Raw genomic sequence first — 8,791 nt, 5'->3', positions numbered from 1 at the left:
CGGTCTGGCCGCGCAGAGCGTGGACGATGCGGTGCTCGTCGCGGCCGTGCGCAAGAACCGGCCCGAGCCCGAGACCCTGATCACGGCCCTCGCCCGGCTCCACGTCCACGGTGTCCCCGTCGACTGGGAGGCCTTCTACACCGGCGCCGGCGCCGGCGCCCGCCGCGTCGACCTGCCCACCTACGCCTTCCAGCGCACCCGCTACTGGATCGGCACCGAGGAATACCTCGCCAACTCGTGGATCGGATCCGGCGGCGGCAGCATGGCGACCGCAGGCCTGACCGATGCCGGGCACCCGCTGCTCGGAGCCGTTCTGCCCTCCCCGGACACCGACCTGGTCACGTTCACCGGCCGGCTGTCCGCGAGCACCCACGCCTGGATCGCCGACCACGAGGTCCTGGGGAACGTCCTGCTGCCCGGTACCGGCTTCGTGGAGCTGGCGGTACGCGCCGGCGACCAGGTCGGCTGCGACGTACTGGAGGAGCTGGCGCTGCAGGCGCCGCTGATCCTCCCCGAGCGCGGCGCGGTGACCGTACAGATGGTCGTCGGCGCGGCCGACGCCTCCGGGCGGCGGTCGGTGAGCGTCTACTCGCGCGCCGAGGACCGGCCGGACCTGCCGTGGACCCTGCACGCCGACGGTGTGCTCGCGACGCGCGCCGGAGCACCCGGCTTCGACCTGGCCGCCTGGCCGCCGGCGGGAGCGGAGGAACTGCCCCTGGACGGCGCGTACGAGGGCCTGCGCGAGCGCGGCTTCGGCTACGGCCCGACGTTCCAGGGCCTCAAGGCGGCCTGGCGGCGGGGCGACGTCCTCTACGCCGAGGTCGCCCTGCCGGAGCAGTCGCACGCCGAGGCCGCGGAGTTCGGACTCCACCCCGCTCTCCTGGACGCCGCCATGCACGCGGCGCTGGTGAACGGAACCGGCGGCGACGAGACCGTACTGCCCTTCGTCTGGAAGGACATCACGCTGCACGCGGCGGGAGCCTCCGCCGTACGGGTGAGGATCACGCAGCCCACGCCGGAGAGCCTCTCGCTGCAGGTGGCCGATGCCACGGGCGCTCCGGTCGCCACCGTCGGCGCGGTCGTCGGCCGGCCCGTGTCCACGGAGCAGCTCGACGCGGGCGGAACCGATTCCCTCTTCCGCATCGCCTGGAACCCGCTGCCCGTACCGGCCCCGGCCGGCCCGCAGAGCCTGCCGGAAGGCACGGTCGTCTTCACGTGCGACGTGACGGACGCCGACGTTCCGGCCGCCGTCCACGACCTGGCCGACCGGGCCCTGGCAGCGGTCCAGGAGTGGCTGGCCGAGGAGCGTCCCGAGGGCGCGGTGCTTGCGGTGGTCACGCGGGGTGCGGTGGCCGTCGTGGACGGCGAGCCCGTCGACGTGCGGCAGGCCCCGGTATGGGGCCTGGTGCGGGCTGCGCAGGCGGAGAACCCGGGCCGGTTCGTGCTGATCGACACCGACGGCTCGGTGGACGTGGCACGGGTACTGGCCCTGGGCGAGCCCGAGTCGGCCGTACGCGCCGGCGAGGTGTCGGTACCGCGGCTGGTCCGGGTGCCGGTGGACGAGGGTGCGGAGCCGGCGTGGGACGCGGACGGGACCGTCGTGATCACGGGCGGTACGGGCGGTCTGGGCGCCCTGGTGGCCCGCCACCTGGTGGCCGAGCACGGGGTACGGCACCTGCTGCTCCTGGGCAGGCGGGGCGCGGACGCGCCCGGCGTCGACGACCTCCTCGCGGACCTCACCGGTTCGGGCGCCTCGGTCACCGTCGCCGCGTGCGACGTGGCGGACCGGGACGCGCTCAAGACGGTTCTGGACGGTGTGGATCCGGCGCATCCCCTGACGGGCGTGGTCCACGTGGCCGGTGTCGCGGACAACGGCGTCATCGGGGCTCTGAATCCCGAGCGCATGGACTTCGTGCTGCGTCCGAAGGCGGACGCGGCCTGGCACCTGCACGAGCTGACCCGGGACCTGGACCTGGCGGCGTTCGTCATGTTCTCCTCGGCCGGCGGTCTGGTGCTGGCGGCCGGTCAGGGCAACTACGCGGCCGCCAACGTCTTCCTCGACGCGCTCGCCGCCCACCGCCGCGCGCAGGGCCTGGCGGCCACCGCGATGGCCTTCGGCCTCTGGGGCGTCAACACGGGCATGACCACCATGCTGGACCTGGCCGAGGAGCGCATGGCGGCCCAGGGCCTGCCCGCCCTCTCCCAGTCCGAGGGCCTGGCCCTGTTCAGCCTCTCCCTGCGCTCGGGGCAGCCCGCCCTCGTTCCGCTGCGGATCGACACCAGCGTCCTGCGCGGCCGGGCCGAAGAGCTTCCCGCCCTCCTCCGTGGCCTCGTACGCGTCCCGGTGCGCCGGGCCGCGCAGTCCGCGGACGGCGGGGACGGGCTCCTCGCACGGCTGGCCGGACTGGACGCCGACGGGCAGGCGGCAGCGCTCCTGGACCTCGTACGCGGCCAGGTCGCCGGTGTCCTCGGGCACGCCTCGCCGGACGCGATCGAGCCCGAGCGGGCCTTCAGCGAACTGGGCTTCGACTCGCTGGCCGCCGTGGAGCTGCGCAACCGGCTCGGCTCGGCGACCGGGCTGCGGCTGCCCGCCACGCTGATCTTCGACTACCCGACCGCACAGTCCGTCGCCGCCCACATCGGCGCCGAGGTGGCGGGCCGGGGCCACGCGGCCCCCGTACCCGCCCGCGCCCTGCCCGCCGCCTCCGGCGGAGCGGACGCGGACGACCCGATCGTGATCGTGGGGATGGGCTGCCGCTACCCGGGCGGGGTGACCACCCCGGACGAGCTGTGGGACCTCGTCGCCGGCGGTGTGGACGCCATCGGCGGCTTCCCGGCCGACCGGGGCTGGGACCCGGAGGTCTACGACCCGGAACCGGGCACGCCCGGCCGGACGTACGCGCGTGAAGGCGGATTCCTTTACGACGCGGCCGAGTTCGACCCGGTGTTCTTCGGGATCAGCCCGAACGAGGCGCTGATGATGGACCCGCAGCAGCGGCTGCTGCTGGAGGTGTCCTGGGAGGCGATCGAGCGGGCCGGCATCGACCCGTCCGCGCTCAAGGGCAGCTCGACCGGTGTGTTCGCCGGTGTGATGTACCACGACTACGCCCTGGGCGTGGAGGCCGCGGCCAGCAGCGGCGGCAGCCTCGTCTCCGGCCGTACGTCGTACACGCTCGGCCTCGAAGGCCCTTCGGTCACCGTGGACACGGCGTGCTCGTCCTCGCTGGTCGCGCTGCACATGGCGGCGCAGGCGCTGAGGTCCGGGGAGTGCTCCCTCGCCCTGGCCGGCGGCGTCGCCGTCATGGGCACGCCGGGCATGTTCGTCGAGTTCAGCCGGCAGCGCGGCCTCGCCCCCGACGGCCGGTCCAAGTCCTTCGCAGCCTCGGCTGACGGTGTCGCCTGGGGTGAGGGCGCGGGCGTCCTGCTGCTGGAGCGGCTCTCCGACGCCCGGCGCAACGGCCACCCGGTGGTCGCCGTCGTCCGCGGGTCCGCCTTGAACCAGGACGGTGCGTCGAACGGTCTGACCGCGCCGAACGGGCCTTCGCAGCAGCGGGTGATCCGCCAGGCGCTGGCCAACGCGGGCCTGTCGGCGGCCGAGGTCGACGCGGTGGAAGCGCACGGCACAGGCACGACGCTGGGCGACCCGATCGAGGCGCAGGCGCTGCTGGCCACGTACGGTCAGGACCGTCCCGAGGGCCAGCCCCTCTACCTGGGCTCCATCAAGTCCAACATGGGCCACACCCAGGCGTCCGCGGGTGTCGCGGGCATCATCAAGATGGTCATGGCCATGCGCCACGGCACGCTGCCGAAGACCCTGCACGTGGACGCGCCGTCCGACCAGGTGGACTGGGCGGCGGGGAGCGTGGAGCTGCTCACCGAGGCCCGGGAATGGCAGACCACGGACCGGCCCCGCCGGGCCGCCGTCTCCTCCTTCGGCATCAGCGGGACGAACGCCCACGTCATCGTCGAGGAGGCGCCGGAAGGTGCCGGGGCGAAGGTTGCACGGACCGAACTCCCCGCCCTGCCCTGGGTGTTGTCGGCCAAGACCCCGCAGGCCCTGGCCGCCCAGGCCGAGCGCCTGCTGGAGCGGGTCACGGACGGGCCGGAGAACGACCCGGCCGACATCGGCCTCTCGCTGGTCTCCTCGCGCACCGCGTTCGCCCACCGGGCGGTGGTCGTGGGCACGGAGCGCTCGGAGCTGCTGCGCGGCCTGACCGCGCTGGCCCAGGGCCGCAACGCACCCGCAGTGGTCCGGGACCTGGCGCGCCGCTCCGGAAGGACGGCGTTCCTGTTCACGGGGCAGGGTGCGCAGCGGTTGGGGATGGGGCGGGAGTTGTATGCCGCTTTCCCGGTGTTCGCGGAGGCTTTCGACGCGGTGTGCGCGGAGATCGACCCGCATCTGGGCCGCTCGCTGTGTGAGGTGGTGTGGGGTGACGACGCGGAGGCGCTGAATGCGACCGCGGTCACCCAGCCGGCGTTGTTCGCGCTTGAGGTGGCGTTGTTCCGGCTGGTCGAGGCGTGGGGTGTGAAGCCCGATGTGGTGGCCGGTCACTCGATCGGTGAGCTGGCGGCCGCGCATGTCGCGGGGGTGCTGTCGCTGGCCGACGCGGCCCGGCTGGTGGTGGCGCGTGGCCGTCTGATGCAGGAGCTTCCGGCGGGTGGCGCGATGCTGGCCGTGCAGGCGACTGAGGCGGAGGTGCTGCCGCTGCTGACCGACGGTGTCGGGGTCGCGGCGGTCAACGGGCCTGAGTCGGTGGTGGTTTCGGGTGCCGAGGCCGGGGTGCTGGCCGTGGGTGAGCATTTCGCGGCGGTGGGTCGCAAGACGAGTCGTCTGTCGGTGTCGCACGCGTTCCATTCGTCGCTGATGGATCCGATGCTGGAGGAGTTCCGGGCCGTCGCGCGGGAGCTGACGTACGGCGAGCCGCGGATCGCGGCCGTCTCGACGGTGACGGGCGACCGCACCGGCGCCGCCTGGCAGTCGCCCGAGTACTGGGTGGGTCAGGTGCGGGAGGCGGTCCGGTTCGCCGACGCCGTCCGCACGCTGGAACAGGAAGGCGTCACCCGCTTCCTGGAGGTCGGACCCGACGGTGTGCTCACCGGTCTCGCCCAGCAGGTACTCGACTCCGAGCAGGCCGTCTCGGCGGCCGCTCTGCGCAAGGACCGCACGGAGCCCGATTCGCTCGTCACCGCCCTCGCGCAGCTGCACGTGGCCGGCGTACGCGTCGACTGGGAGGCGTACTACGCGGGGACCGGCGCCCAGCGCGTCGACCTGCCGACCTACCCCTTCCAGCGCACCCGCTACTGGGTCGAGGCCGCCAAGCCCGCCACCGATGCCGTCGCCGTCGGCCAGGACGCCCTCGACCACCCGCTCCTCGCGGCCGTCCTGCCGTCCCCCGACTCCGACACGGTGTCCTTCACGGCCAGGATCTCGCTGGACGCCCAGCCGTGGGTGGCCGACCACGCCGTCCACGGCAGCGTCCTGCTCCCCGGCACGGGCTTCGTGGAGCTCGCGCTGCAGGCCGGCGACCACGTCGGCTGCGGCCTCCTGGAAGAGCTCACCCTCCAGGCCCCGCTCGTGCTGCCCGAGCGCGGAGGCGTCGCCGTGCAGGTCGTCGTCGGCGAACCCGATGCCCGGGCCCGGCGTACCGTGCAGGTCTACTCGCGCCCGGAGAACCGGCCCGACGAACCGTGGACCCGGCACGCCGACGGCTTCCTCGCCCCCGGCGCCACCGGGCCCGGCGACGGCCTCACCGCGTGGCCGCCCACCGGCGCGGCCGAGCTGGACGCCGCCGAACTGTACGACCGGCTCCAGGAACGCGGGTTCGGCTACGGCCCGGTCTTCCAGGGCCTGACCGCCGCCTGGCGGCTCGACGACGCCCTGTACGCCGAGATCGAGCTGCCCGAGCAGGCGCACGCCGACGCCGGACGGTTCGGACTCCACCCGGCGCTGCTCGACGCCTCGATGCACGCGCTCGGCTTCGGCGGGCTCGGCGCCGAGGAGGACGAGGGGGTCGCGCTGCTCCCCTTCTCGTGGGCGGGCGTCACCCTGCACGCCGCGTCCGCGACCGCCGTACGGGTCCGCCTCGCGCCCGTCGAGGGGCAGCGCAACGCCGTACGCATCGACCTCGCCGACCCGGCCGGGGAGCCGGTGGCCTCGGTGGCCGCTCTGCAACTGCGCCCGGTCGCCGCCGCGCAGCTGTCCACCGGCGGCTTCCGCGACGCGCTCCTGTCCGTCGAATGGCAGCCGGTCGGCGGCGGATCCGGACCGCGCGGAGCATGGACGGTCGCGGGCCCCGGCCTGGAGATCGCCGGTGTTCCGGTGACCACCGGCCTGGACGCGCTGGGCGCGTCGGCCGCGGAGGGCACCGACGTGCCGGACACCGTGCTGCTGCCGGTCCTCGCGACCGGGCCCGGCGCGGGCCGTGAGGAAGAGGTCCCCGCCGGGGTCCGCACCGCGGTCGGCGCGGCGCTCGCCGCCGTACAGCACTGGCTGGCCGAGCCCGCGTTCGCGCAGTCGCGGCTGGTCCTGGTCACCCGGGCCGCGGCTGCCGTGGCCGACGGCGACCCGGTCGACGTACGGCAGGCCCCCGTCTGGGGGCTGGTGCGGGCCGCGCAGGCCGAGAACCCCGGCCGGTTCGTCCTGCTCGACCTGGAGGAGGCCGAGGTGTCCCCGAAGGCGCTGGCCACCGCCCTCGCCTCGGGTGAGCCCGAGCTCGCGGTCCGGCGCGGCAAGGTCCTCGCGCCGCGCCTCACCCGGTCCGCGGCGGCGGGCGGCGACACGCCCTGGGACAGCGAGGGAACCGTCCTGATCACCGGCGGCACGGGAGGCCTGGGGGCGCTCGTCGCCAAGCACCTCGTGACCGCGCACGGAGTACGCCACCTGCTGCTGACCAGCCGGCGGGGGCCGGGCGCGCCCGGCGCGGCGGGGCTCCGCGAGGAACTGTCCGCGCTCGGAGCCCAGGTGGACATCGCCGCCTGCGACGTGTCCGACCGGGCCGCCGTGGCCGCCCTGATCGACGGCATCGACCCGGCGCATCCGCTGCGCGGGATCGTCCACGCCGCCGGTGTGGCGCACAACGGCCTGGTCGGGGCGCTCACCCCGGAGCAGGTGGACACCGTACTGTCCGCCAAGGCGGACGCGGCCTGGCACCTGCACGAACTGACGGCCGGTCACGAACTGTCCGCGTTCGCGCTGTTCTCCTCGGCCGGCGGCCTGGTCATGGCCGCCGGACAGGGCAACTACGCGGCGGCGAACGTCTTCCTCGACGCGCTCGCGGCCCACCGCCGCTCGCAGGGGCTCGCGGCCACCTCGATGGCCTTCGGCCTGTGGGACACCGAGACCGGGCTGAGCCAGTGGCTCGGCGAGGCCGACCTCCAGCGGATGCGGCGCAGCGGAACGCCCGCACTGTCCGAGGAGGAGGGCCTGTGGCTCTTCGACGCGGCCGTCGCGGCCGACGCCCCCGCCCTCGTGCCGCTGCGGGTGGACCTGGGCGCCCTGCGGGCCCGTACCGACGAGGTGCCCGCGCTGCTGCGCGGCCTGGCACCCGCCGCGCGGCGCCGGGCCGGAGCCGCTGCCGGAGCCGCCGAAGCGGGCGCGCTGCGCGAGAAGGTCCGCGCGCTCGGCGGCGCCGAGCGCGAGAAGGCCGTGCTCGAAGCGGTGCTCACCCACGCGGCCGAGGTCCTCGGACATGCCGACGCGAGCGCCGTCGACGCCGAAGCGGGCTTCCTGGAAGCCGGATTCGACTCGCTGACGGCGGTCGAACTGCGCAACCGGCTGAACGCGTCGTCCGGCCTGTCCCTGCCGGCCATGGTGGTCTTCGACAGCAAGAACCCGCTGGCCCTGGCCCGGGTGGTCGCCGAGCGGCTGGGCGCCCCCGGTGAGGCCGGGCAGGCCGACGCGCCGGCGGGGCACGCCGACGAGCGGCTCGACGACACGCTGTACGGGCTGTTCCTCGACGCGATCATGTCGGGGAACATCCAGCCCGGCCTGGCGATGCTGCGTTCCGTGGCCGCGCTGCGGCCCGCCTTCGGCTCGGCGGCCGACCTGGCGGAACTGCCCGAGGCGGTGTCCTACGGAGCACGTACCCGGGCTCCGGGCGAGGACGCGAAGGCGCCCCGGCTGATCTGCCTCAGCACGCCGACCGTGGCGGGCGGCGTGCACCAGCACGCGAGGCTCGCGGCCAGGCTCTCGATGCCCGTGTCCGGCATCCCCACCCCCGGGTTCGGGCGCGGGGAGGCGCTGCCGGAGTCGTTCGACGCGGCGGTGGACGTCCTCGCCGAAGCCGTACTGCGCACCGCGGGCGGGGAACCGTTCGCCCTGCTCGGCTTCTCCTCGGGCGGCCTGCTCGCCCACGCCACCGCGGCCCGTCTGGAACGGGTCCACGGGGTACGGCCCGCCGGGCTGGTCCTGCTGGACACCTACTACATGGGCGAGACCAACGACGCGATCTTCGACCAGATGGCCTTCGCCGTCCCCGGCAAGGCGGCCACGCTGGGCAACTTCAGCAGCGCCGAACTCTCCGCGATGGGGCGGTACGTGGAGCTCCTGCCGCAGTTCCGGCAGGACGACATGGAGGCGCCGGTGCTCTTCGTGCGGGCGGGGGACCTGTTCGAGATGGGGGAGGGCGCGCAGATCGAGCCCGACACCGACTGGCAGGCCGACTGGGAGGGCGCGGACACCGTGGCGACCGTCCCCGGCACGCACTTCACCATCGCCGAGCAGCACGTCGACACGACGGCCCCCGTCATCGACCGCTGGCTGACGGACCTCAAGGAGCGGATCTCCTGATGA

1 pseudogene is annotated in these 8,791 nt (G+C 74.7%); it reads left to right on the top strand.

Features of this window, described 5'->3' with window-relative positions:
* Positions 1-19: 19 nt before the first annotated feature.
* Positions 20-8,788: pseudogene (locus ACFCZ1_RS17690) on the top strand (SDR family NAD(P)-dependent oxidoreductase); the annotation flags it as partial.
* Positions 8,789-8,791: the final 3 nt, after the last annotated feature.

The organism is Streptomyces sp. NPDC056224, from assembly GCF_042267665.1.
Lineage (GTDB): Bacteria > Actinomycetota > Actinomycetes > Streptomycetales > Streptomycetaceae > Streptomyces.
This window is presented reverse-complemented; position numbering and strand designations above follow the sequence as displayed.